Source organism: Pseudorhodoferax soli, assembly GCF_003337555.1.
In the GTDB taxonomy this organism is placed as follows: Bacteria; Pseudomonadota; Gammaproteobacteria; order Burkholderiales; family Burkholderiaceae_C; genus Pseudorhodoferax; species Pseudorhodoferax soli.
Genome location: NZ_QPJK01000009.1, coordinates 239,406 through 261,518 on the forward strand (window position 1 = coordinate 239,406; position 22,113 = coordinate 261,518).

The following is a 22,113-nucleotide window of genomic DNA, read 5'->3' on the forward strand; positions in this document are numbered from 1 at the left end:
CGCAGTGCCCCGTGCAGCGCGGCTGGGCGGGGGCATTGTGGAGTGCCCGCCGCGCCGCGGGTGCGACGCCCCCAGGGTCTTTGCGGACTTCAGACCGGTGCGGGTGGTAGCGGCGGCATCACCACCGTCGGCGGCGCGGCCATCTCCACGCCGGCCTGGCGGAACGCGTCGAGCATGGCGAACAGCAGGTCGCTGCGCACGCCGCCGGCCGTGCGCGGCCCGTCCACGTAGCAGATGGCCTGGAACACCAGCATGCCGGTCTCCACGCCTTCCAGCGAGAGCGAGGGGGCGGGCGTCGGCAACACCTTGGGGTGGGCGGCGCAGGCCGCGAGCATGATCTCGCGCACCTTGGGTGCGTCGGTCGCCAGTGGCATCGGCAGGCGGATCAGCACGCGGCCCTCGGCGTTGCTGAGCGTCATGTTGCGCACGGTCTTGGTGATGAACTCCGAGTTCGGCACGATGACGGTGGAGCGGTCGCCCAGCTGGATCTCGGTGGCGCGCACGTTGATGCGCTTGATGTCGCCCTCGGTCGTGCCCAGCACCACCCAGTCGCCGACCTTCACGGGCCGTTCGGCCAGCAGGATCAGGCCGGAGATGAAGTTCTGCACGATGGCCTGCAGGCCGAAGCCGATGCCCACCGACAGCGCGCTGGCGATCCAGGCAATGCGGTTCACGCCGATGCCCAGGGCCGACAGCCCGGCGGCCACCACGAGCACCACGCCCACGTAGTTGAGCAGCGTGGCCAGCGAGCTCTGCATGCCAGGCTCCATGGTGGTGGTGGGCAGGTAGCGCTCGCGCAGCCAGCGCTGGAACACGCGCAGCGCGACGAAGCCGCCCACCAGCACCGCCAGCGCGCTGAAGATCGCGGCCGGCACCAGCTGGAACTCGCCGATCTTGAGCCCGCTGCCGATGCGGCCGGTCTGCTCCAGCACCTCGTCGGGCCGCGTGCCCAGTGGCGCCAGCAGCGCGATGACCATGTAGAAGAACAGCACCAGCCGCGCCAGCGCCGACAGCACCACGGCGGCCTGGTCCAGCGTGGCCGGCGCGAAGCCGAAGCCGCGCTGCAGCCGCTGGCCGAAATCGCTCCTGGACGCCACCACGGCCATGCACAGGTCGTCGGCGAACTTGAACAGCACATAGAAGGTCACGCCCACCAGGCCGGTCCAGGCCAGCTGCGCGGCGAGCAGGCTGCCGATGGTCATGTAGCCGGCCACCGTGAGCACGATCACGCCGACCAGCGCCAGCGCCACCGAGCCCATCGCCAGTCCGACCCACAACGGGCGTGCGGTCTCGGCTGGCGCCGCATCGCCCTCGGCCGCGGGTGTTTGCGCGGCGGCGTGCGGGCCATTCAGGCGCAGCAGCGCGCCCAGGATCAGCAGCGCCAGCGCCAGCGCCGTCACGGTCTGCACCAGGTGCACGGCGGCCAGGCTGGCGCCGACGATTTCGCTGATCTGCGTGGGGATCCAGACCAGCACGCCCACCAGTGCGAAGAGCCAGGGATAGGGATTGAGCCGCAGCGCCAGCGCGTCCGGGATGCGCGGCAACCGCCAGGACGGCCGCCGGTTGGCCAGCAGCGCGCGGCCCAGGCCGGTGACGAAGGCGATGAACAGCACCGAGTCGTCGGCCAGCGCCACCAGCTTGCTGCTGAGCGGCCCGAACGCGGCGTGCGCGCGCAGCGTGTGCAGCAGGCCACGCATGGCCAGCGCCACCACGACCAGGTTCACGGTGACGATGGCGATCACCAACAGTGAACGGCGCAGCCGGCCCCGCGGCAGCAGGCGCTGCGCCAGGCGCGCCATGCCGTGCTCGGCCGCCAGGTCGCCCACGGTCATGGCCAGCACCGCCAGCGCCAGCGCCAGCAGCACCGGGCCGATGTGGCCGGGCTGGCCCATGCGCTGCAGGGCCATCCGGAGTTCGTCGATCAGCGGCCACAGGCGCGCCTGGTCGTCGGGCCAGGCGTCGGCCAGTTGCTGCCAGAACACGCTGCCCAGCGGCGAGGGCGCGCGGCCGGTCAGCTGGGCCTCGAACAGGTCGCGCTGGCGGTTGCGCAGGTCGTCGCTGCGCTGTTGGGCGTCGACCACCACCAGGCGCGCCAGGCGGATGTCGGCGTCTACACCGTTGCGTTCGCGCGTGAGGGTCTGGCGCTGGCGCGTGATGTCGGGGTCTTCGCTGGCGCCTGCAGCGGGCGCGGGGCCGAGCTCGCCCAGCCGCGCGTTGAGATCCTTGAGCTGGCCGGTGCGGGCCGCGATGACCTTGTTGGCGCCCACGATGAGCGCGCCGTAGCGGGCCTGCAGCGCGCGCACGGCGTCGGCGCCGACGGCGGCCTCGGGCAGCTTCTCGAAATCGCTGCGCAGGGTGCCCACGTCGGGCAGGGGCTCGGCCGGGGCAGGGGCAGGGGCAGGGGCAGGGGTGGCCGGCGTGGCGGCTGGTTGCGGCGTTTGGGCGTGCGAGGGGTGCAGGCCCACGCCCAGGGCCAGCAGGAGGAGGAAGGCGGCGGCCAATGCGGCGGGGCGACGGGACCAGATCATCCGCGGATCATAGGTAAGCTCGCGGCCGCGCTTTCTCGCGCTGCACCTCTTGTTTCCCATGCCTGCATTTGCTTTCGACCGGCGTTTCCTGGCCCGCACCGTCGGCCTGCTCGCATTGCTGGTGCTGGGCGGTTGCGCCAGCACCCAGGCCTGCGAGACCGGCCTCGCGGCCTCCCCGCAGTACGAGGCCGACGGCTGCCGCTTCCGCAACCCGGCCAACCCCGATGCCAAGCCCTCGCAGGAGGGCTGGCGCATCTGGAGCCGCTTCTTCTTCGGCAAGAAGGAGGGCACGGTGCCGGTGGACGCGATCCCGGTGCGTCCGCTCACGCAGGACCGGCTCGCCGCGCTGCCGGCGGACGCCAACCACATCGTGCGCCTGGGCCACTCGTCGCATTTGCTCAAGCTGCAGGGGCGCTACTGGCTGATCGACCCGGTGTTCGGCGAGCGCGTCTCGCCCTTCAGCTTCATGGGTCCCAAGCGCTTCCATGCGCCACCGCTGGCGCTGACCGAGCTGCCGCCGATCGAGGGCCTGATCCTCTCGCACGACCACTACGACCACCTGGACGTGCCGACCATCGAATACCTCAAGGACCGGGTGCAGCGCTACTTCGTGCCGCTGGGCGTCGGCCGGCGGCTGGTCGAGATGGGCGTGGCGCCCGAGCGCATCACCGAGTTCGACTGGTGGCAGGCGGCCACGCATGCCGGCGTGCAACTGACGGCCACGCCCTCGCAGCATTTCTCCGGCCGCGGCCTGTGGGACCGCGACGCCACGCTGTGGTCGTCCTGGGTGCTGGAGGTTGGCGGCCAGCGCATCTACTACAGCGGCGACTCGGGCTACTTCGGCGGCTTCGCGCAGATCGGTGCGCGCTTCGGCGGCTTCGACATCGCGCTGATGGAGAACGGCGCCTACGACGCCTGGTGGCCGTCCGTCCACATGACGCCCGAGGAGACGGTGCGCGCCTTCGGCGACCTGCGCGGCAAGACCTTGTACAGCGTGCACAACAGCACCTTCGACCTCGCCTTCCACCGCTGGCAGGCGCCGCTGGCCGAACTGGCGGCGCTGGCCCAGGCCAAGGGCATCGACCTGGCCACGCCCGAGATCGGCGAGGTGCTGACGGTGGGCGCGCCGCGGGCCAACCGGCTCTGGTGGGAGGGCTTGCGCTGAGCCGGTCGATGGTTATACTGGTGTAACCATGGTCGTTGTGCTGGACACCTGTGTTCTGGTTGCCGCGGCCCGCTCGCGGCGGGGCGCAAGCTTCGAACTCGTGGCGGGGCTGCCGGACCGGCGCTTCAAGCCGGCGCTGTCGGTCGCGCTGTACACGGAGTGGCAAGCGGTGCTGACGCGGCCTGAGCATGTGCCGCCCGGGCTGGATGCCAGCGATGTCCTGGCCTTCCTGCGATACCTTGCGTCCCTCTCTCATCTGCAGGACATCCACTACCTGTGGCGGCCGTTCCTGCGCGATCCGGACGACGATATGGTGCTCGAATGCGCCGTGGCCTCCGGGAGCCGTTACCTGGTCACGCACAACGTTCAGGACTTCCGCCGCATTGACTTCTTTGGCATCGAGGCCCTGACGCCCGCGAACTTTCTGCAGCAACTGAGGAGCCCGCCATGACGGCACTGACCATCCGCCTGCCCAACTCGGTCCACGCCAAGATCCGCGAACTGGCGGCGCGCGACGAAATCTCCGTGAACCAGTTCATCGCCAGCGCCGCCGCCGAGAAGTTGGCCGCCGTGCTGACGCTGGAGTTCCTGCGCGAGGAGGCGGCGCAGGGTCAACGCCAGGCCTTCGACCGCTACCTGCGCGCCGTGCCCGATGTAGACGACACGGCGGACCTTTGACGTTCTGAAGTGCTGAGACCATGTCCTACCTGCTGCTGATCCACGAACCCGTCGGCCAGCGCGCCACGCGCAGCCAGGCCGAAGGCCGCGCGGCCTACGACGCCATGCTGCGCTTCGGCGCCGACCTGAAGGAACGCGGCCTGCTGGTGGCCGCCGAATCGCTGGCCTCCGAGCACGCCGCCACGCGTGTGCAGCGCCGCGCCGGCAAGACGCAACTGCTGGACGGGCCGTTCGCCGAGGCCAAGGAGATGGTGGGTGGCTTCTTCCTGCTCAACTGCGGCACGCGCGAGGAAGCGCTGGCCATTGCCGCCCAATGCCCGGCGGCCGAGTGGTGCACGGTCGAGGTGCGCGGCCTGGCGCCCTGCTGGGACGACGGCCGGCCGGCCTGAAGTTTCTACGCGGCGGCTGTCGAATCGGCGCAGGGCGCTTCGTCGTGCAGGCATGGTCCACAGGAGAACACCATGCGATTCATGATTCTGGTCCGGTCCGTGCCGGCGTTCGAGGCCGAGACGCAGCCGGTCCCCGACGATCCGGCGCACGCCGGGATGTACGCGGCCATGGCCGCCTACCACGAGGAGCTGGCGCGCGCCGGCGTGCTGCTGGACGCGGCCGGCCTCAAGCCCACGTCCGCGGGCTGGCGCATCCGCTACGGCGCCGGCGACAAGCGCACCGTGGTCGACGGCCCCTTCGCCGAGGCCAAGGAGCTGGTGGCCGGCTACACGCTGATCCAGGTGCGTTCGCGCGAAGAAGCCCTGGAATGGGCGCGCCGCTTCCCGAACCCGGTGGGTGCCGGCCAGCCGGCCGAGATCGAGGTGCGCCAGCTGTACGAGGTGGCCGACTTCCCGCCGGGCGACACCACCGACCGCTTCAAGACCATCGGCACTTTTTGAACAGGAGACTTCCCATGCCGCAACACGCACAGATCTTCGTCAACCTGCCCATCAAGGACATGGCGCGCAGCCAGGCCTTCTTCCGCAGCCTGGGCTACGAGTTCAACCCGCAGTTCACCAACGAGCAGGGCGCCTCGCTGGTGCTGGGCGAGAACCTGTTCGCCATGCTGCTGGTCGAGCCCTTCTTCCAGAGCTTCACGAAGAAGGCCATCGTCGACGCGCACCAGAGCGTCGAGGTGCTGGTCTGCCTGTCGTGCAGCGGCCGCGAGGAGGTCGACGAGCTGGTGCGCAAGGCCCGCGCGGCCGGGGCCACCGTGCCGAACGAGCCGCAGGACTACGGCTTCATGTACTCCCATGGCTTCACCGACCTGGACGGGCATGTCTGGGAGCTGGTCCACATGTCGGGCGAGCCGCCGCAAGCCTGATGCAGGCCGCCACGCACGCCGCAACCCACAAAGCGATTGCCGCGGTCTGGCGCATCGAGTCCGCCAGGATCGTGGCCGTGGTCGCGCGCATGACGCGCGACATCGGGGTGGCCGAAGAGCTGGCGCAGGACGCGCTGATCGCCGCGCTCGAGCACTGGCCGCGCGACGGCGTGCCCGACAACCCGGGCGCCTGGCTCACGACCGTGGCGAAGCGCCGGGCGCTGGACCACCTGCGGCGCGACAAGCTGCAGGCCGACAAGCTGGAGCAGGTGGGCCACGACCTGCAAGCACAGGAGGCCTTGGTCGTGCCGGACTTCGTCGATGCGCTGGACGCCGCGCGCGCCGACCAGATCGGCGACGATTTGCTGCGGCTGATCTTCACCGCCTGCCACCCGGTGCTGTCGGCCGACGCACGCGTGGCGCTCACGCTCAAGCTGCTGGGCGGCCTGTCGACCCAGGAGATCGCGCGCGCTTTCCTGGTGCCCGAGCCCACCATTGCGCAGCGCATCGTGCGCGCCAAGCGCACGCTGGGCGACGCTGGCGTGGCCTTCGAGCTGCCGCAGGGCGAGGCGCTGGCCGAACGCCTGGCCTCGGTGCTGGAGGTGGTCTACCTGGTCTTCAACGAGGGCTACACGGCCACGGCCGGCGACGACTGGATGCGGCCCGAACTGGTGCAGGAGGCGCTGCGCCTGGGCCGCATGCTGACCGGCCTGGCGCCCGCGGAGCCCGAGGCTTGGGGCCTCATCGCGCTCATGGAGCTGCAGGCCTCCCGCGCGGCTGCGCGCGTGGACGATGCCGGCCGGCCCGTGCTGCTGGCCGACCAGGACCGTGGCCGCTGGGACCGGCTGCTGATCCGCCGCGGCCTGGCGGCGCTGGAACGCGCGGCCGCACTCGGCGGTGCCGATGGCTTCTACGCGCTGCAGGCCGGCATTGCCGCCTGCCATGCGCGCGCGGCCCAGGCCGCGCAGACGGACTGGGCCGGCATCGCCGCGCTGTACGGCCGCCTCGCGCAGCTGGCGCCTTCGCCCGTGGTCGAACTGAACCGCGCCGTGGCGGTCGGCATGGCCGAGGGCCCGGCCGCGGCGCTGGTGCTGGTCGACCGGCTGCAGGACGACAAGGCCTTGCGCAACTACCAGTGGCTGCCCAGCGTGCGCGCCGACCTGCTGGGCAAGCTGGGCCGGCATGCCGAAGCCCAGGCCGAATGGTTGCGCGCCGCCGGGATGGCCGGCAATGGCGCCGAGCGCACGTTGCTGCTGGCCCGCGCTGCCCAGGCCGCTGCCCAGGGCTAGAAGCGCGCCGTGGCGCCGACGAAGTACATGCGCCCGCCGTTGTCGTAGTTGGCACCGGTCTCGCGGGTCTGCTTGTCGCCCACGTTGATGACGCCGGCGCGCAGCGTCAGCGCCTCGCTCACGCGGTAGTTGGTCGCCAGGTCCACCGTGGTGTAGGCCTCGGCGAAGGTGGTGGCCGCGCCCGTCACCACCACCTCCTTGCCGGTGTAGCGGGCACTGACATCGGCACTCCAGGCCGGCTGGATCTGCCAGCTCAGCGCCGAAGTGGCAACGAGCTTGGGCACGGCCAGCAGCGCGGCGCCGGTCGTCAGGTTCTTGGACTCGAACATGCGCGTGAAGTTGTTCTTCCACTCCAGGCCCTTGGCCAGCGGAACGTTGACATAGGCCTCCAGGCCGCGCGTGCGGGCGCGCTGGGCGTTCTCCATGCGCGTCCACCAGTAGCCGTTGAACAGGCCCAGCGGCTGGTAGTCGATCTTGTTGCGGAAGTTGGTGTGGAAGTAGGTCGCGCCGGCCGACCAGCCACCCTGGTCGTAGCCCAGGCCCAGCTCGTGGTTGATGCTGGTCTCGGGCTGCAGGTTCGGGTTGCCGGCCATGTAGCAGCCGCGCGTGCCGTCGGCGTTCACGCTGGTGCTGGTCCAGCCCATGCCGGCCAGGCTGCGGCAGCCATTGCCGCCGGACTGCGTGGCCGCGCTGGCGGAGTTCTCCTTGAGGCCCGGCGCACGGAAGCCGCGCGACACGCCGCCGCGCAGCGTCCAGGCCTCGGCCGGGTGGTAGACCACGTAGGCGCGCGGGCTCCAGTTGGTGCCGTACTTCTTGTGGCGGTCCATGCGCAGGCCCAGCGTCAGCGAGAGGTTCTCGCGCAGGAAGATGCTGTCTTCGCCGAACAGCGCCCAGGTGCTGTTGCTGAGCGCCGCGCCGTCCACGGGCTGGCCGCTGTAGTCGATCGGCGCCAGGCCGATGGTGTCGCGGTTCTCCAGCTCCTCGCGGCGCCATTGCATGCCCACCGTCAGCGCCTGGTCGAAGCCCAGCAGCTTGAGCGGCATGTCGACGCGCCCGTCCAGCGTGGTCTCGCGCGAGTTGTTGCCGATGGTGTCGCCCTTGTCCTCGTACCGGTGGTGCGTGAGGTTGATCCTGGAGCGCACATCGCCCCACTTGCCGTCGTGGCTCAGGCCCAGGTTGGTGTGCACCAGCTTGCTGAGGCCCCAGGCGCCGACCAGCGGGTCGCCATCGGCATCGACGGCGTTGGACCCGAGGGCGCGCTGCGTTCCCTGTCCGGCTTCGAAGCCCAGCACCTGGTCGGGCGTGAGCTGCCAGTTCAGCAGCGCGTTGAGGCTCTGGTTGCGCGAACCGCCAGTGGACTGGTAGCCGCCCGTGAAGCCGCCCGTGGACTCGTCGGCATCGCGCTGCGTGTAGTTGCCGCCGATGCGCAGGCCGATCCGGTCGGACACCGGGCCACTGATGTTGAAGCCGGTCTGCTTGCGGTCGCCGCGCTCCGAGTCGCTGGGCCTGGAATAGTTGGCCGTGACCGAGCCGGCCCAGCGCGTGCCGATCTTGCGCGTGATGATGTTGATCACGCCGCCCATGGCGTCCGAGCCGTAGAGCGAGGACATCGGGCCGCGCACGACCTCGATGCGCTCGATCATCTCGGGCGTGATCCAGTCCAGGTCCTGCTGGCCCAGGTCGTCGCGGTAGTTCACGCCGGCCGAACTGCCCTGGCGCTTGCCGTCGACCAGGATCAGCGTGTACTTGTCGGGCAGGCCGCGCAGCTTGATCTTCGACTGCGGGCCGGTGGCCGCGGTGCCACCGGTCACGCCGGGGATCGTCGAGAGCAGCTCGCCGATGCTGGTGACGGGCTTCTTCTCGATGTCCTCGCGCGTGATCACGCTGATGCTGGCGGGGGCTTCCTTGATGTCCACCGCCTGGCCCGAGGCGGTGACGACGACCGTCTGCAGCGCCTGCGCGCTGCCGGCCGCGGCCGGCTGGCCTTGCGCGTAGGCCTGGGCCAGTACCAGGGTCAGAAGGCAGGGCGCCAGGGCCAGGCTGCGGGTGCTGTTGCGTGCGTTCACGGGACCTCGTTGGATGGGTTTCCTGTCGGCGCGGAGCGCGTGACAAATGAGAAATATTCGCAACGGGGATAATAGGAACCGGTAACCAGTCGTTGATCTTTCTTATGAATTCTTTGCAAACCGTGTGGCGCAATGCGGCCGGCGTCACCGAGCCGGGCCCGCTGCCGCGCGTTCTGCTGGTCGACGACGACGTCGACCTGTGCAGCATGCTGCAGGAGTTCCTGGAGGCCGAGCCGGTGCAGCTGGACTGCGCGCACGACGGTGGCGAAGCCGCCGAGCGGCTGGGGCGCGAGCGTTTCGACGCGGTGCTGCTCGACGTCATGCTGCCCACGCTGGACGGCTATGCCCTGCTGCGCCACCTGCGTGCGCAGGGGGGGCCGACGCCCGTGCTGATGCTTAGCGCGCACGGCGCCGAGGACGACCGGATCAAGGGCCTGGAGGCAGGGGCGGACGACTACCTGCCCAAGCCCTTCAACCCGCGCGAGCTGCGCGCACGGCTGTTCGCCATGCTGCGGCGCGGCCTGCGCCCTGCCGCCCACGCCGCGGAGCCCGAGCCGGTGCTGCGCCTGGACGCCTTGGCGCTGTTGCCGCGCAAGGCGCTGGCGGCCATCGGCGGGAGGACGGTCGTGCTGACCTCGGCCGAGGCGCGCATCCTGGAGGCCCTGATGCGCGCGCCGAACCGGCCGGTCTCGCGCGCCCAGCTCACGCGCTGGGGCCTGGGCCGGGCGTTGCTGCCGACCGACCGCAGCCTGGACACGCATGTGAGCAACCTGCGCCGCAAGCTGCGCCTGGATGGCGCGCTGGCCCATGTGCCCGTGTTGCGCAGCGCGCGGGGGGTGGGCTATGTGCTCCATGCTGCGGCGCCGGCGGAGGTGCAGGCCTGAACACGCGCCTGTTCCGCCGCATCTTCCTGTCGTTCTGGGCGGCGATCGTGCTGATCCTGTTGATCGGCATCGGCCTCACGCTGGCCGTCACCTCGGCGCGGCTGCACGCGCTGGACGGCGTGAGTTCCGCACAGCTGACGCAGGCCGCGCGCCACGCCGCCCGCGCCGGCGATGCGGCGCTGCGCCAGTGGGTGCGCCGGACCGAGGCCGGCCACCCGACGCTGCGGGTGTTCCTGGTGGACCGCCAGGGGCGCGAACTGCTGCGCCGGTCGTTGCCGGTTCGGTTGCAGGACTGGGTCAAGCTGAACCTGGCGCAGACCGTCGCGCTGTGGGAAGGCGCACCGGCCGGCGCCGGCCCGGCCGTGCACCGCGCCCATGTGCCGGTGCCCGATTCGTGGTGGAACGTGCCGGCCATCGAGAGCGCCGACGGCGGCGTGCACTTCGCGCTGTTCCTGCCGTTCGACGCCTCGGCCTACGAGGTGTTGGGCGTGCCCCATGTGCTGGTGCTGCTGTTCCTGTGCGCGGTGTGCGTGAGCGGCCTGGCCTGCTGGGTGGTGGCGCGCCACATCATCCGCCCCGTGCTGGGCGTGCAGCAAGGGCTGCGCAGCCTGGCGCGCGGCGAGCTCGGCGCACGCATGGGCCCGGCCCTGGCAGCGCGCACCGACGAGCTGGGCGCGCTGGCGGCCGATTTCGACGCCACCGCGCAGCGGCTGCAGGAACTCGTCTCGGCGCAGGAGATGCTGCTGCGCGATGTCTCGCACGAGTTGCGCACGCCGCTCACGCGGCTGCGGCTGGCGCTGGAACTTGCCCGCCGCGGCGGCCAGAACATGCCGGCGCAGCTGGACCGCATCGAACGCGAATGCGGCCGGCTCGACACGCTGACCGGCCAGGTGCTGCGGCTGAGCCGCCTGCGCGAGCCGCGCGCGCTGGCCGCTGCGCCGCTGGATCTGGCGGCGCTGGTGGGCGAGACGGTGGCCGACCTGGCGTACGAGGCCGAGGCCGCCGGCAAGGCCGTGGCCTGGCAGGCGCCGCACGCACCGGTGCGGGTGCACGGCGCTGCGGCCGAGCTGGCCAGCATGCTGGAGAACGTGCTGCGCAATGCGCTGCGCTTCACGCCGCGCGGCGGGCGGGTCGATGTGGCGCTGGCGCTGCACCCGGGCAGGGTGGGCCTCTCGGTGCGCGACCGCGGCCCCGGCATCGCCCCCGAGCACCTGGACCAGGTGTTCGCGCCGTTTTTCCAGTCCGACCCGGCACGCAGCAGCGGCCACCAGGGCGCAGGGCTCGGCCTGGCCATTGCACAGCGCGTGGCGCAACGCCACGCGGGCGAGATCCGGCTGGCCAACCGCGCGGGCGGCGGCCTGCGCGTGGAGATCACGCTGCCGTGCTGAACCAGGGGGCGTCATGCCGTTGTCACGGTGGACCGAACAATCCCCGGGAATGCAACACCCGTTTCCGATCCGCGTCCTCTTCCTGTGCAACAGCAACGCGGCGCGCAGCCTGATGGCCGAAGCGCTGCTGCGCCAGCTGGACAGCGCCCGCTTCGCCGCCTATTCGGCCGGCAGCAAGCCGACCGCCGACGGCCAGGCCGATCCACGCACACTGCAGGCGCTGCAGCGCACCGGCCTGCCGACCGAGGGCCTGCGCAGCAAGAGCTGGGACGAATTCGGCCACGCCGACGCGCCGCACATGGACCTCATCGTCACGCTGTGCGACGAAGCCTTTGGTGAGATCTGCCCGGTCTGGCCCGGCCATCCCGCCACGGCGCACTGGTCCTGCCCCGACCCGCGTGCCGGGGACGCGCGCGACGCCGAGCGCTTCGTGCACACGGCCGAGGCCTTGCACCGCCACATCGCGCTGCTCGTGAGCCTGTCCGACGCACGCATCGACCGCCTGGTCCTGGAGGCCGAGGCGCGCCAGATCGGCCAGGCGTCGTGACCTGCGGCACCTTGCCGGCGCGCGGCTGAAGGTGTCAGATCGGCCTTGCCACAGGAGCGTCCCATGAAGCTGTCCCGCCTGACCATCGCCACCTTCAACCTCTATAACCTGAACCTGCCGGGCCGCAAGATCTACACGGGGGCCGGTTGGACGCAGGCGCAGTACGACCTCAAGATCGCCTGGACCGCCCACCAGCTCAAGCTGCTCGCGCCCGACGTGCTGGGCGTGCAGGAACTCTGGCATGCCGATGCGCTGGCAGCGGCGCTGGATGCGTCGGGCCTGGCCGACCAGTACGACCTGCTGGTGCCGCCGGATGCGGATGGCACGCACATCGTCTGCGCGGCGCTGGTGCGCAAGGGGCTGCTGGTGGGCGCGCCGGACTGGATCACCGGGTTTCCGGAGAACTTCGTGCTGCGCTCCAAGGGCGACGACCCGCAGACGCCGCAGATCGAAGTCAACATCGCGGGCTTCTCGCGCCCGGTGCTGCACTGCGCCATCCAGCCGCGCGACGGGCAGCCGGCCGTGCAGGTCTATGTCTGCCACTTCAAGTCGAAGGCGCCCACGCAGGTGTTCAAGGAAGACTGGTACGACAAGACCGTCTACGGCCGCCATGCCAAGGGCCTGGGCTCGGCGCTGTCCACCATCCGCCGCACGGCCGAGGCGGCGGCGCTGCGCTTTCTGCTCAGCGAGCAGATGAAGGGCAACGACACCCCGGTCATCGTGCTGGGCGACATCAACGACGGCCAGCACAGCAACACCGCCAACATCCTGACCGAGCAGCCGCGCTACCTGGTCGGCGATTCCGAGGGCGGCGGCGACCTGGCGCTGTACACGGCGCAGACGCTGCAGGAGTACCGCGACACGCGCGATGTCTACTACACCCATGTGCACCAGGACATCCGCGAGTCGCTGGACCACATCCTCGTGAGCCAGGAGTTCTACGACAACAGCAAGAAGCGGCTGTGGATGTTCGACGGCCTGGTGATCAACAACGACCACCTGAACTTCGAGGACCACAAGGCGCTGGGGACGAACGACCACGGCATCATCCGCGCGGCGTTCAAGTACAAGCCGGTGACGGCGAAGTCACCGGCCTGACTGCGGGCAGGGCTTACAGCACGCCCTGCGCGATCATCGCGTCGGCCACCTTCACGAAGCCGGCGATGTTGGCGCCGTCCACGTAGCTCACGCTGCCGTCCTTGCGCGTGCCGTGCTTCACGCAGGCGCCGTGGATGCTGCGCATGATCTCCAAGAGGCGCGCGTCCACTTCCTCGCGCGGCCAGCTGATGCGCATGGCGTTCTGGCTCATCTCCAGGCCCGAGGTGGCCACGCCACCCGCGTTGCTGGCCTTGCCCGGCGCGAACAGCACGCCGCGCTGCTCGAAAACCTTCACGGCCTCCAGCGTGGACGGCATGTTGGCGCCCTCGGCCACGCACAGCACGCCGTTGTCGGCCAGGCGGCGCGCGTCCTCGCCGGTCAGCTCGTTCTGCGTGGCGCAGGGCAGGGCCACGTCGACCTTGACACCCCAGGGCGTGGCGCCCTTCTCGAAGCGGCCACCGGCGCGCTTGGCGTAGTCGGCCACGCGGCCGTACAGGTGGTTCTTGACTTCCATGAGCTCGGCCAGCTTCTCGGTGGTGAAGCCGTCCTCGTCGACCACGGTGCCGCTGGAGTCCGACACCGTGACCACCTTGGCGCCCAGCGCCAGCGCCTTCTCGATGGCGTACTGCGCGACGTTGCCGGCGCCCGAAACCGACACGCGCAGGCCGTCCAGCGACTTGCCCTGGTGCGCCAGCATCTCCTGCGCGAAGTAGACCGTGCCGTAGCCCGTGGCCTCGGGCCGGATCAGCGAGCCGCCGAAGGAGAGGCCCTTGCCCGTGAACACGCAGTCGGCGCGGTTGGTCAGCTTCTTGACCATGCCGGCGATGAAGCCGACCTCGCGCCCGCCCACGCCGATGTCACCGGCCGGCACGTCGGTGTCGGCGCCCACGTGGCGGAACAGCTCGCTCGCGAAGGCCTGGCAGAAGCGCATGACCTCGGCCGGGCTCTTGCCCTTGGGGTCGAAGTCCGAGCCGCCCTTGCCGCCGCCCATGGGCAGCGTGGTCAGCGCGTTCTTGAGCGTCTGCTCGAACGCCAGGAACTTCAGGATCGACAGGTTCACCGAGGGGTGGAAGCGCAGGCCGCCCTTGTACGGGCCGATGGCCAGGCTGTGCTGGATGCGGTAGCCGCGGTTGACCTGGATCTGGCCATGGTCGTCCTGCCAGGACACGCGGAACACCACGATGCGCTCCGGCTCCACTAGCCGCTCCAGCAGGCTTTGCTCCGCGTAGCGCGGGTGCTCGGCAATGAAGGGCCACAGGCTTTCCATGACTTCGGTGACGGCCTGGATGTATTCGGGCTGGCCAGGGTTGCGCTGGGCGACATGGGCCATGAAGGCGTGGCAATCGGCGTAGGGCATGGGTGCTGCGGAGAGGAGTGGCAAAAAAAGGGCGCCATTCTCGTGCATTCATGCACCAATACCGGCTTAACCATGCGGGATGTGCATGGATTTGGTGCTTTTCGTGGTGGAGAGCGTCTTATGTTGGTGCATTCCTGCGCTCAGAGATCGAGCCACAGCACCGGGCTCCGAGCGCCGGAGCAGCAGACCATCATGCTTTGGTTGGCGCTGCACTCGGCCTCGCCGAGCACGCTGTCGCGGTGCTCCGGCACGCCACCGAGCACGCGCGTCTCGCACGCGCCGCAGATCCCCTGCATGCAGGAATAGGGCGCGTCCACGCCGTGGGCCAGCAAGGTATCGAGGATCGTCGTGCCGGCTGCGACCGTCAGCCGCCGGCCCGAACGCACGAGCTCGACCACGAAGCTGCCTTGCGCGGCGGCCGGCTGCAGTGGGGCGAAGCGTTCCAGGTGCACGCGCTCGGCCGGCAGGCCGGCCGTGGCCTGTTCGAAGGCCTGCAGCATGGCCTGCGGCCCGCAGCAGTAGAAGTGCGCGCCGGCCGGCGCCGCCTGTACCGTGCGCGCGATGTCCAGGCGGCCGCCTGCTGCGTCGCCGAAGTGCAGGTGCACCCGGTGGGGTGCCAGGGCCTGCAGCTCGCGGGCGAAGGCGGCACGGTCGCTTCTCCTGCAGGCATAGTGCAGCTCCCACGTGCGGCCCAGCTGCGCCAGCCTCGCGTGCATGGCGCGCAGCGGCGTGATGCCGATGCCACCCGCGATCAGCACGCTGTGGGCTGCGTCCTCGCGCAGCGCGAAATGGTTGCGCGGCAGGCCGATGGGCAGCACGGTGCCCACCTGCAGCCGCTCGTGCACGAAGCGCGATCCGCCGCGGCCATCGGCCTGGCGGCCCACGGCCACCACGTAGCGCTGGCGCTCGGTCTGCGCATTGGTCAGCGAATAGCTGCGCACCAGCCCTTCGGCCAGATGCAGGTCGATGTGGGCGCCAGCCTCGAACGGCGGCAGCGCGGCGCCGTCGGGCCGGCGCAGTTCGTAGGAGTGCACGTCCTGCGCCTCGCGGCGCACGGCCTCGACCCGAACCACCAGCCGGTCCATCGGCCGGTCCATCAGCCGAGGCCGCCCAGGCACACGTCGGCCAGGACGAAAGACGGGGACATGCAGCTCACTCCAGCTCGATGCGGAATTTCTTGATCAGCGCGTCCCAGCGCGCGTGGTCGTTGCGCAGCAGCCGGGCGAAGTCGGCCGGCGTGGTGCCGGTCGGCTCGATCTCCAGCTCGCGCAGGCGCGCCGCGATGTCGGGTTGGGCGATCACGCTGCGCGCATCGGTGGCGATCTTCTGCACGACGGCGGCCGGCGCCCCCTTGGGCAGGAACAGGCCGTACCAGCCGACCAGGTCGTAGCCGGGCAGGCCGGATTCCGTCAGCGTCGGCACCTCGGGCAGCGAGGCCAGCCGGCGCGGGCCGGTCACGGCCAGGATGCGCAGCGAGCGGTCCTTGTGCCGCGCGGCCGCCGTGGCCGACGAGACGAAGCCCGTGGTGACGCGGCCCGAGATCAGGTCGATCAGCATCGGGCCTTCGCCGCGGTAGGGCACATGGGGCAGGTCCACGCCAGCGCTGGCCTTCAGCAGCTCGCCGAAGATGTGGCCGGTGGAGCCGGTGCCGAACGAGCCGTAGCTCGGCGGCGCGGTGCCGGTCTTGAGGCCGGCGAGCAGCGCGTCGACCGAGGAGTAGGGGCTGCCGTTGCCCACCGCCAGGCCCATGGGCTGCGTGCCGATCTGGGTGACGGGGGCCAGGTCGCTGAACGGGTCGTAGGGCAGCTTGCGGTACAGGCTGGCGTTCTGGATGAAGCCCGTCAGGTGCAGCAGCACGGTGTGGCCGTCGGGCTCGGCGCGCATCACGAGCTGGGTGGCGATGATGCCGTTGGCCCCGGTGCGGTTGTCCACCACGACCGGCTGGCCCCACAGGCGGGCGAGCTTCTCGGCGATGGGGCGGACCATGGCGTCGGCCGAGCCGCCGGCGGGGTAGGGCACGACGATGGTGACGGGCTTGGTGGGCCAGGCGGCCGCTGGCGCGGCGACTTGGGCGGTCGCCAGTGGCGCGATGGCGGCGCCGAGGGCGGCGTGCAGCAGGAAGCGTCTGGAATTTTGGAACATGGTGGTCGTCGGGTCGGTGTCGTCAGGCCGCTTCGGCTTGCGCCAGCCGCGCGAGGATGCGGCGCGTGGCCAGCGGGGCCTGGTCCACGGCGATGTCGAACATCGGCGCGTCCGGGCCGTCGGTGCAGGCGTTGCGCCACTGGTCTTCCATGAGCACCTTGTCCTCGTTCAGCGTGACGGCGAAGGCATCGGCCAGCTGCTCGGTGATGGCCGCGTCGTCCTGCCCGAAGTCGCGGTACATGGTGGAGAACTTGAAGTGCGAGCCACGGGTTTGCGGCGTGCAGGGGCCGACCACGCGGATGCGGCGCACCAGGGCCGGGTCGGTGTTGCCGACCGGCTCGGAGGTGATGTCCAGCCGGATGTTGGCGCCGGGCCAGAAGTGGATGGTCTGGGTCCGCTTGACCTGCTCCCAGCCGAACAGGCGGCGGAACACCGGCGGCGCGTCGATGCGCTCCCAGGCGCGCCGCACCACCACCGTGTCGCCTTGCACGGTGGTCTCGGGCCGGGTCTCGGCCACCAGCGGCGTGCCCACGGTCTGGCGGTGCACGTAGGACACGTGCGAGAGGTCCAGCACGTTCTCCAGGTTGTAGGTGTAGGGCGCGGCCACGTGCATGGCGTCCGAGCGGCGGCCCACGTAGACAGGGTCGCTGCAGATCTCTGCGTAGTCGGGCACCAGGGCCGCGTCGGCCAGCGCCTGGTCGCCCATCCAGATCCACAGGAAGCCGTCGCGCTCGACCAGCGCAAAGGCGCGCACGCAGGCCTTCGGCGGGATGCGCTCCTGGTTCGGGATGCGCACGCAGGCGCCGCTCCCGTCGAACTCCAGGCCGTGGTAGCCGCACTGCACGCGGTCGCCGACCAGGCGGCCCAGGTGCAGCGCCACGCGGCGGTGGCTGCAGCGGTCTTCGATGGCGGCGGCGCTGCCATCCTGGCGCCGGAACAGCAGCACCGGCGTGTCGAGCAGGGTGCGCTGGAACAGCGCACCGGGCAGCAGTTCGTGCGCCATGGCGGCCACGTACCAGCAGTTGCGGGGAATCATCGGGCGTCTCCTTCGTGGGGCCCAGGAACTGTAGGATTCGCTGCCGCTGGAGTGCTTCACATCTGTGAAGCCTGGATCCGGGTTCACCCGCACGCACGGACACTGCCCGCCATGGACGAGAAGACGCCTTCCACGATCAAGTCGGCCCGCCGCGTGCTGGAGGTGCTGGAGCTGTTCGCCGAACGCCGCGGGCCGGCCACCGTGTCGGCCGTGGCCGAGGCGCTGGACTATCCGCTGTCCAGCACCTCGGTGCTGCTGCGCAGCCTGGAGCGGCTGGGCTACCTGCAGCAGGACACGGCCACGCGCGAGTTCCGCCCCACCCTGCGCGTGATGCTGCTGGGCACCTGGATGCACGACGACCTGTTCGGCCAGGGCAGCCTGCTGTCCAGCATGAACACGCTGCGCCTGCGCACGGGGCAGACCGTGATGGTCGGGCTGCGCCAGGGCGTGCACGTGCGCTTCATCCTGTCGCTGCCCAGCCTGCGTGCCAACGGGCTCAAGTTCCCGGTCGGCGTGATGCGGCCGGTGTGCCAGTCCTCGGTCGGCAAGATGCTGCTGACGCGCGAGACCGACCGCGACGTGCAGCGCATCGCGCGCGCCGCCAACGCGCAGGCCGAGCCTGAACAGCGGGTGGACGTGGCGGCGCTGCTGGACGAAGTGCGGCGCAGCCGCCTGCAGGGCTGGGCCGAGACGCGCGACTATCCGCGCACCGGCTTCGCGACGCTGGCGGTGCTGCTGCCCGACCTGCCAGGCCAGGCGCCGATGGCGGTCACTCTCGGGATGCGGCTGGAGACCCTGCAGGCACGTGCCGACACCTTGCGCCAGGCGTTGCAGGAGTCGGCCCGGCGCCTCGTGTCCTGAACGCCACAGCCCTTGAAATGCGGCCGAGCGCCATCACCTCGTTTGGTCTAAAGTCGCGCCTTCCTTTTCGGAGACTCCGATGTACCAAATCGCCCGCACCCTCGCATCCACCCACCCCTGAGCCGTGCGCGCGCGGCTCGCCCTTGTGTTCAGGGCCGGCCGCTTTCTTTTTCATGCGGGCCGGCTCTCCAGCAGTGAGCTTTCACCATGTCCCGCAAAACACCGATCCAGAACGTCCGCAACATCGGCATCAGTGCCCACATCGATGCCGGCAAGACCACGACCACCGAGCGCATCCTGTTCTACACCGGGGTGAACCACAAGCTCGGCGAGGTGCACGACGGCGCCGCCACCATGGACTGGATGGAGCAGGAGCAAGAGCGCGGCATCACCATCACCTCGGCCGCCACCACCGCCTTCTGGAAGGGCATGGCCGGCACGGGCACCGAGCACCGCATCAACATCATCGACACGCCCGGCCACGTGGACTTCACGATCGAGGTCGAGCGCAGCATGCGTGTGCTCGATGGCGCCGTGATGGTCTACGACGCCGTGGGCGGCGTGCAGCCGCAGAGCGAGACGGTCTGGCGCCAGGCCAACAAGTACAAGGTGCCGCGCCTGGCGTTCGTCAACAAGATGGACCGCGTGGGCGCGGACTTCTTCCGCGTGCAGCGCCAGATCGCCGACCGCTTGAAGGGCAACGCCGTGCCGATCCAGATTCCCGTGGGTGCGGAAGAGCACTTCCAGGGCGTGGTCGACCTCGTCAAGATGAAGGCCATCGTCTGGGACGATGCGAGCCAGGGCGTGCGCTTCTCCTATGCCGACATCCCGGCCGACCTGGTCGAGCTGGCCAACACCTGGCGCGAGAAGATGATCGAGGCCGCGGCCGAGGCCAATGAAGCCCTGCTCGACAAATACCTCAACGGCCAGGCCCTGACCGAGGAGGAGATCAAGGCCGCCCTGCGCCAGCGCACCATCGCGGGCGAGATCGTGCCCATGCTGGCCGGCAGCGCCTTCAAGAACAAGGGCGTGCAGGCCATGCTGGACGCGGTGGTCGACTACCTGCCCTCGCCGCTGGACATCCCGGCCATCCTGGGCCACGACGAGCACGACCACGAGAAGACGGTGGAGCGCCATCCCTCGGACACCGAGCCGTTCTCGGCGCTGGCCTTCAAGATCATGACCGACCCCTTCGTCGGCCAGCTGGTGTTCTTCCGCGTGTACTCGGGCTCGGTGAAGTCGGGCGACACCGTCTACAACACCGTCAAGGGCAAGAAGGAGCGGCTCGGCCGCATCGTGCAGATGCATGCCAACACGCGCCAGGAGATCGACACCGTCTACGCGGGCGACATCGCCGCGGCCGTGGGCCTGAAGGACGTGACGACCGGCGACACGCTGAGCGACCCGTCCAAGGTGGTGCTGCTCGAACGCATGGTGTTCCCCGAGCCGGTGATCTCGCAGGCCGTGGAGCCCAAGACCCAGGCCGACCAGGAGAAGATGGGCGTGGCGCTGTCGCGGCTGGCGCAGGAAGACCCGTCCTTCCGCGTGCGCACCGACGAGGAGTCGGGCCAGACCATCATCTCCGGCATGGGCGAGCTGCACCTGGAGATCCTGGTCGACCGCATGCTGCGCGAGTTCGGCGTGTCGGCCAACGTGGGCAAGCCCCAGGTGGCCTACCGCGAGGCGATCCGCAAGACCGCCGAGGACGTGGAGGGCAAGTTCGTCAAGCAGTCCGGCGGCAAGGGCCAGTACGGGCACGTGGTGCTCAAGCTGGAGCCGCAGCCGGAGGGCAAGGGCTTCGAGTTCGTGGACGCGATCAAGGGCGGCGTGGTGCCGCGCGAGTTCATCCCTGCCGTGCAGAAGGGGGTGGTGGAATCGCTCAAGGCCGGCGTGCTGGCGGGCTACCCGGTGGTCGACGTCAAGGTGACGCTGACCTTCGGCTCCTACCACGACGTGGACTCCAACGAGAACGCGTTCCGCATGGCCGGCAGCATGGCCTTCCGCGAGGGCATGCGCCGCGCCACGCCGGTGCTGCTGGAGCCGATGATGGCGGTGGAGGTGGAGACGCCCGAGGACTTCATGGGCAACGTGATGGGCGACCTGTCGTCGCGCCGCGGCATGGTGCAGGGCATGGAGGACATCCCGGGCGGTGGCGGCAAGATCGTGCGGGCCGAGGTGCCGCTGGCCGAGATGTTCGGCTACTCGACCACGCTGCGCTCGCTGAGCCAGGGCCGTGCCACCTACAGCATGGAGTTCAAGCACTACGCGCAGGCGCCGCGCGAGGTGGCCGACAAGGTGGTGTCCGAGCGCCGTTGATGGTCTGAGCGGGTTGCGACCCTGCGCCGGCCGGGGGCATCGCGCCCCCGGCCGGCGTTTTTCATTTCACGCAACTCATAATGTTGCATGAACAAAGACAGCCGATTGTCGGGCGTGCTGCACGCGCTGCTGCACATGGCCGAGATGCCAGGGCCGGCCACCTCGGAAACGCTGGCGCGCGCCATGTCCACCAACCCGGTGGTGGTGCGCCGCCTGATGGCCGGCCTGCGCGAGGCCGGCTTCGTCGCCTCGGCCAAGGGCCATGGCGGCGGCTGGGTGCTGAGCTGCCCCCTGGAGCGCATCACGCTGCGCGACATCCACGAGGCCGTGGGCGCGCCTGCGCTGCTGGCCGTGGGCCACCGCAGCGACAACCCCGAATGCCTGGTGGAACAGGCCGTGAACACCGCCTTGCAGGGTGCCTACCAGCAGGCCGAGGCGCTGCTGCTGGCGCGCCTGGGCGAGGTCACGCTGGCCGAGCTCTCGGCCGATTTCCACCGCCGCATGCTGGCCAGCGGCCGCCAGCCGCAGCATTTTTCAGAGGAGATCGGACATGGACATTGACGCACTCGTCGTCGGCGGCAGCTTCGCCGGCATCTCGGCCGCCCTGCAACTCGCACGGGCGCGCCGCCAGGTTTGCGTGGTCGATGCGGGCGCGCCACGCAACCGCTTCGCGCAGGCCTCGCACGGCTTCTTCGGCCACGACGGCCGCGCGCCCCTGGCCCTCATGGCACAGGCGCGCGAGCAGCTGCTGGCCTACCCGACGGTGCGTTTCGTGGCGGCCCAGGCCACCCAGGCCGCACCGCAGGGCGAGGGCTTCGCGCTGACGCTGGACAACGGCGAGCGGCTCGTGGGCCGGCGGCTGCTGCTGGCCACGGGCGTGCGCGACCTGCTGCCCGATCTGCCCGGCCTGGCCGAGCGCTGGGGCCAGAGCGTCGCCCACTGCCCGTACTGCCACGGCTACGAGTTCGACCGCCAGCCGCTGGGCGTGCTTTACCGCATGCCGCTGTCGCTGCACCAGGCGCAGCTGATCGCCGAGTGGGGGCCGACCACGCTGTTCCTGGACGGCCATCCCATCACCGATGACGAGCGCGCCCACATGGCAGCGCTGGGCGTCGCGGTCGAGCCCGGCCCCGTGCTGGCGCTGGAAGGCGAGGGCACGGCGCTGGCCGGTGTGCGGCTGGCCGACCGTGTGGTGCCGCTGCGCGGCCTGTTCCTCGCGCCCAGCGTGGCCATGGCCAGTCCGCTGGCCGAGCAGCTGGGCTGCGCCTTCGATGCCTCGCCGGCCGGCCCCTACATCCGCGCCGAGATGGGGCAGACCTCGGTGCCGGGCGTGTTCGCCGCCGGCGACGCGGCCATGGCCTGGAGCAATGCCGCGCAGGCCGTGGCCGCCGGCACGCTGGCCGGGGCCGCGATGCACCGCGCGATGGTCTTCGGCTGACCCCG

Annotated in this window: 21 protein-coding genes; 15 read left to right on the forward strand and 6 right to left on the reverse strand. The window is 70.5% G+C overall.

Features of this window, described 5'->3' with window-relative positions:
* Positions 1-89: 89 nt before the first annotated feature.
* Positions 90-2,528, reverse strand: a complete 2,439-nt coding sequence (locus DES41_RS28535) for a DUF3772 domain-containing protein (RefSeq protein ID WP_114470999.1) — start codon at positions 2,526-2,528, stop codon at positions 90-92.
* 58 nt (positions 2,529-2,586) lie between these two features.
* Between DES41_RS28535 and DES41_RS28540 the strand changes: the two genes are divergently transcribed.
* The 7 genes from DES41_RS28540 to DES41_RS28570 all read left to right on the forward strand — a co-directional run bounded on the left by DES41_RS28540 (position 2,587) and on the right by DES41_RS28570 (position 6,975).
* The gene (locus DES41_RS28540; RefSeq protein ID WP_114471000.1) at positions 2,587-3,693 is read left to right on the forward strand and encodes an MBL fold metallo-hydrolase; all 1,107 of its coding nucleotides are present in this window, start codon (positions 2,587-2,589) and stop codon (positions 3,691-3,693) included.
* A gap of 28 nt (positions 3,694-3,721) precedes the next feature.
* Positions 3,722-4,144, forward strand: coding sequence for a putative toxin-antitoxin system toxin component, PIN family (locus tag DES41_RS28545; protein ID WP_114471001.1), 423 nt, complete (start codon positions 3,722-3,724; stop codon positions 4,142-4,144).
* Positions 4,141-4,371, forward strand: a complete 231-nt coding sequence (locus DES41_RS28550; RefSeq protein ID WP_114471002.1) for a toxin-antitoxin system HicB family antitoxin — start codon at positions 4,141-4,143, stop codon at positions 4,369-4,371. Before DES41_RS28545 ends, DES41_RS28550 begins: the two co-directional genes overlap by 4 nt.
* Positions 4,372-4,391: 20 nt before the next feature.
* On the forward strand, positions 4,392-4,760 hold the full coding sequence (locus tag DES41_RS28555) for a YciI family protein (RefSeq protein ID WP_114471003.1): 369 nt from the start codon (positions 4,392-4,394) through the stop codon (positions 4,758-4,760).
* Positions 4,761-4,832: 72 nt separating this feature from the next.
* On the forward strand, positions 4,833-5,261 hold the full coding sequence (locus DES41_RS28560; protein WP_114471004.1) for a YciI family protein: 429 nt from the start codon (positions 4,833-4,835) through the stop codon (positions 5,259-5,261).
* 14 nt (positions 5,262-5,275) lie between these two features.
* Positions 5,276-5,686 (forward strand): VOC family protein, encoded by a 411-nt coding sequence (locus DES41_RS28565; RefSeq protein WP_114471005.1) that lies wholly within the window; start codon positions 5,276-5,278, stop codon positions 5,684-5,686.
* A complete protein-coding gene (locus DES41_RS28570; protein WP_114471006.1) occupies positions 5,686-6,975 on the forward strand; it encodes an RNA polymerase sigma factor in 1,290 nt (429 codons plus the stop codon). The genes DES41_RS28565 and DES41_RS28570 overlap by 1 nt, the downstream gene beginning before the upstream one ends.
* Here DES41_RS28570 and DES41_RS28575 read toward each other — a convergent pair.
* Positions 6,972-9,041, reverse strand: a complete 2,070-nt coding sequence (locus DES41_RS28575; protein WP_245965907.1) for a TonB-dependent receptor domain-containing protein — start codon at positions 9,039-9,041, stop codon at positions 6,972-6,974. The two genes, DES41_RS28570 and DES41_RS28575, sit on opposite strands and share 4 nt — an antisense overlap.
* Before the next feature lie 104 nt (positions 9,042-9,145).
* Between DES41_RS28575 and DES41_RS28580 the strand changes: the two genes are divergently transcribed.
* The 4 genes from DES41_RS28580 to DES41_RS28595 all read left to right on the forward strand — a co-directional run bounded on the left by DES41_RS28580 (position 9,146) and on the right by DES41_RS28595 (position 12,958).
* Positions 9,146-9,925: a response regulator transcription factor gene (locus DES41_RS28580; protein ID WP_114471007.1), complete on the forward strand. Its 780-nt coding sequence runs from the start codon at positions 9,146-9,148 to the stop codon at positions 9,923-9,925.
* Between the two features lie 47 nt (positions 9,926-9,972).
* Positions 9,973-11,313 (forward strand): ATP-binding protein, encoded by a 1,341-nt coding sequence (locus tag DES41_RS28585; protein ID WP_114471008.1) that lies wholly within the window; start codon positions 9,973-9,975, stop codon positions 11,311-11,313.
* Between the two features lie 49 nt (positions 11,314-11,362).
* Positions 11,363-11,860 (forward strand): arsenate reductase ArsC, encoded by a 498-nt coding sequence (locus tag DES41_RS28590; protein ID WP_114471009.1) that lies wholly within the window; start codon positions 11,363-11,365, stop codon positions 11,858-11,860.
* A gap of 63 nt (positions 11,861-11,923) precedes the next feature.
* Positions 11,924-12,958 carry an endonuclease/exonuclease/phosphatase family protein gene (locus DES41_RS28595; protein WP_114471010.1) on the forward strand — a complete coding sequence of 345 codons (1,035 nt, stop codon included), beginning with the start codon at positions 11,924-11,926 and terminating at the stop codon, positions 12,956-12,958.
* 13 nt (positions 12,959-12,971) lie between these two features.
* Here the strand turns inward: DES41_RS28595 and gdhA are convergent, their stop codons facing one another.
* From gdhA to DES41_RS28615, 4 genes are all read right to left on the reverse strand, one after another.
* Entirely contained in the window at positions 12,972-14,315 is a 1,344-nt protein-coding gene (gene gdhA / locus DES41_RS28600) for an NADP-specific glutamate dehydrogenase (protein ID WP_114471011.1), read from the reverse strand.
* A gap of 140 nt (positions 14,316-14,455) precedes the next feature.
* A complete protein-coding gene (locus DES41_RS28605; protein ID WP_245965908.1) occupies positions 14,456-15,412 on the reverse strand; it encodes a PDR/VanB family oxidoreductase in 957 nt (318 codons plus the stop codon).
* Positions 15,413-15,467: 55 nt separating this feature from the next.
* Complete coding sequence (locus DES41_RS28610) at positions 15,468-16,457, reverse strand: Bug family tripartite tricarboxylate transporter substrate binding protein (protein WP_114471013.1); 990 nt, start codon at positions 16,455-16,457, stop codon at positions 15,468-15,470.
* A 22-nt stretch (positions 16,458-16,479) separates the two neighbouring features.
* Positions 16,480-17,493: an aromatic ring-hydroxylating oxygenase subunit alpha gene (locus DES41_RS28615; protein ID WP_114471014.1), complete on the reverse strand. Its 1,014-nt coding sequence runs from the start codon at positions 17,491-17,493 to the stop codon at positions 16,480-16,482.
* Between the two features lie 111 nt (positions 17,494-17,604).
* Between DES41_RS28615 and DES41_RS28620 the strand changes: the two genes are divergently transcribed.
* From DES41_RS28620 to DES41_RS28635, 4 genes are all read left to right on the forward strand, one after another.
* Entirely contained in the window at positions 17,605-18,354 is a 750-nt protein-coding gene (locus tag DES41_RS28620) for an IclR family transcriptional regulator (RefSeq protein WP_114471015.1), read from the forward strand.
* 207 nt (positions 18,355-18,561) lie between these two features.
* On the forward strand, positions 18,562-20,670 hold the full coding sequence (gene fusA / locus DES41_RS28625; RefSeq protein ID WP_114471016.1) for an elongation factor G: 2,109 nt from the start codon (positions 18,562-18,564) through the stop codon (positions 20,668-20,670).
* A gap of 87 nt (positions 20,671-20,757) precedes the next feature.
* The gene (locus tag DES41_RS28630; protein ID WP_114471017.1) at positions 20,758-21,231 is read left to right on the forward strand and encodes an Rrf2 family transcriptional regulator; all 474 of its coding nucleotides are present in this window, start codon (positions 20,758-20,760) and stop codon (positions 21,229-21,231) included.
* Positions 21,221-22,108 (forward strand): NAD(P)/FAD-dependent oxidoreductase, encoded by an 888-nt coding sequence (locus DES41_RS28635; RefSeq protein ID WP_114471018.1) that lies wholly within the window; start codon positions 21,221-21,223, stop codon positions 22,106-22,108. Before DES41_RS28630 ends, DES41_RS28635 begins: the two co-directional genes overlap by 11 nt.
* Positions 22,109-22,113: the final 5 nt, after the last annotated feature.

Coding starts and splice junctions, on each gene's coding strand:
- DES41_RS28555 (WP_114471003.1), top strand. CDS start 4,392: ATGTCCTACCTGCTGCTGATCCACGAACCCGTCGGCCAGCGCGCCACG.
- DES41_RS28635 (WP_114471018.1), top strand. CDS start 21,221: ATGGACATTGACGCACTCGTCGTCGGCGGCAGCTTCGCCGGCATCTCG.
- DES41_RS28620 (WP_114471015.1), top strand. CDS start 17,605: ATGGACGAGAAGACGCCTTCCACGATCAAGTCGGCCCGCCGCGTGCTG.
- DES41_RS28540 (WP_114471000.1), top strand. CDS start 2,587: ATGCCTGCATTTGCTTTCGACCGGCGTTTCCTGGCCCGCACCGTCGGC.
- DES41_RS28560 (WP_114471004.1), top strand. CDS start 4,833: ATGCGATTCATGATTCTGGTCCGGTCCGTGCCGGCGTTCGAGGCCGAG.
- DES41_RS28545 (WP_114471001.1), top strand. CDS start 3,722: ATGGTCGTTGTGCTGGACACCTGTGTTCTGGTTGCCGCGGCCCGCTCG.
- DES41_RS28610 (WP_114471013.1), bottom strand. CDS start 16,457: ATGTTCCAAAATTCCAGACGCTTCCTGCTGCACGCCGCCCTCGGCGCC.
- gdhA (WP_114471011.1), bottom strand. CDS start 14,315: ATGCCCTACGCCGATTGCCACGCCTTCATGGCCCATGTCGCCCAGCGC.
- DES41_RS28615 (WP_114471014.1), bottom strand. CDS start 17,493: ATGATTCCCCGCAACTGCTGGTACGTGGCCGCCATGGCGCACGAACTG.
- DES41_RS28570 (WP_114471006.1), top strand. CDS start 5,686: ATGCAGGCCGCCACGCACGCCGCAACCCACAAAGCGATTGCCGCGGTC.
- DES41_RS28590 (WP_114471009.1), top strand. CDS start 11,363: ATGCAACACCCGTTTCCGATCCGCGTCCTCTTCCTGTGCAACAGCAAC.
- DES41_RS28550 (WP_114471002.1), top strand. CDS start 4,141: ATGACGGCACTGACCATCCGCCTGCCCAACTCGGTCCACGCCAAGATC.
- DES41_RS28535 (WP_114470999.1), bottom strand. CDS start 2,528: ATGATCTGGTCCCGTCGCCCCGCCGCATTGGCCGCCGCCTTCCTCCTC.
- fusA (WP_114471016.1), top strand. CDS start 18,562: ATGTCCCGCAAAACACCGATCCAGAACGTCCGCAACATCGGCATCAGT.
- DES41_RS28565 (WP_114471005.1), top strand. CDS start 5,276: ATGCCGCAACACGCACAGATCTTCGTCAACCTGCCCATCAAGGACATG.
- DES41_RS28605 (WP_245965908.1), bottom strand. CDS start 15,412: ATGGACCGGCCGATGGACCGGCTGGTGGTTCGGGTCGAGGCCGTGCGC.
- DES41_RS28595 (WP_114471010.1), top strand. CDS start 11,924: ATGAAGCTGTCCCGCCTGACCATCGCCACCTTCAACCTCTATAACCTG.
- DES41_RS28580 (WP_114471007.1), top strand. CDS start 9,146: ATGAATTCTTTGCAAACCGTGTGGCGCAATGCGGCCGGCGTCACCGAG.
- DES41_RS28630 (WP_114471017.1), top strand. CDS start 20,758: ATGAACAAAGACAGCCGATTGTCGGGCGTGCTGCACGCGCTGCTGCAC.